Below are 1,043 nucleotides of genomic sequence, written 5' to 3'. Positions count from 1 at the left end.
ACGATCATCACGGAGTGCATCCCGTTCTCACGGATCTTCTGCGCCCGCGCCGGGTCGTGGTCGAGCCATGTCCCAGGCGAGGTGTCCACCACCTGTTCCAGGTGGGACCTCCCCGTGCGCAGGACGCTGGTGAAGGGCGAGTCCGGTGAGATGAACACCGTCTCCCCCCGCGCCCACGGGGATTCGGGGATCCCTGGGTGGATCGAGGCCAAACCGACACGGCGGAGAACAGGGGGGTGATGATGTGTCGTGTCGATTCGGGCAGTGGGCTCTTTGCCGAACGGAACCGAGTCTGCCAGGTCGACGATGGCGTAGTCGGCCATCAGCGGCACGGCAATGTCGGCCAGTTCCTGCCCGGTCTGCATGACGTCCAAGGTGCTGCCGATGCGCGTGCCGGCCTGGCTGAGGATGGCAAGGCGCTCGCGCACCCGCCGGCTGCCGGTGACATCCACGCACAAGCAGCACACCCCCAGCGCCTTGCCGTCCGCGTCCTGGAGGCAGAAGAACGAGACCGAATATGCGTGCTCCCGGCGCGGATCTTCCGGCGGCCACCCCCTAAACTCGTGGACCGCAGAGGTACCGCTCTCCAACACCTGCCGCATCACCGCCTCGAGCGCTTCGGCCTCGAAACCGGGCAGCGAATCCGTCAGCCGGCGTCCGAATCGCTGGTCATGAGGAATGCCGTCGTGGCCCTCCATCGTGTCGTTCACCAAGGTGCAACGCAGCTGCAGGTCACGAACAACGATGCCGATCGGTGCGCGGGTAAGGAGCGACTCCCGCACCGATCCATTGATCATCCCCGAGGAGGGCGTGCCCATGTCGGTCAGGGATACCAGCCAGCGCAGGGTTGCATCCTGTCCCCGCAGCAGTGAGAGGCGCAGGCTCAGGTTGAGCGTGCGGCCATCACGGTGGCGGACCGCCACGGTGCCGGACCAGCCATCTTGGGCGCGGCACTGCTCGGCGAACGCCGATACCCCCAGCGGCCCCTCAATGGACGGCAGCACGAGTGCGGCGGACTGGCCCACCACTTCCCCGGCCGAGTA

1 protein-coding gene is annotated in these 1,043 nt (G+C 66.9%); it reads right to left on the bottom strand.

The window, feature by feature from the left end; genetic code table 11:
• The coding region (locus ACIBJF_RS53570) for a PAS domain-containing protein (RefSeq protein ID WP_399185142.1) at positions 1 to 1,043 on the bottom strand (1,043 nt) is incomplete at both ends.

Source organism: Streptomyces sp. NPDC050743 (assembly GCF_044456925.1).
Taxonomy (GTDB): Bacteria; Actinomycetota; Actinomycetes; order Streptomycetales; family Streptomycetaceae; genus Streptomyces.
Note: the sequence above shows the minus strand (reverse complement) of the source record. Positions and strands in the feature narration are given on the sequence as shown.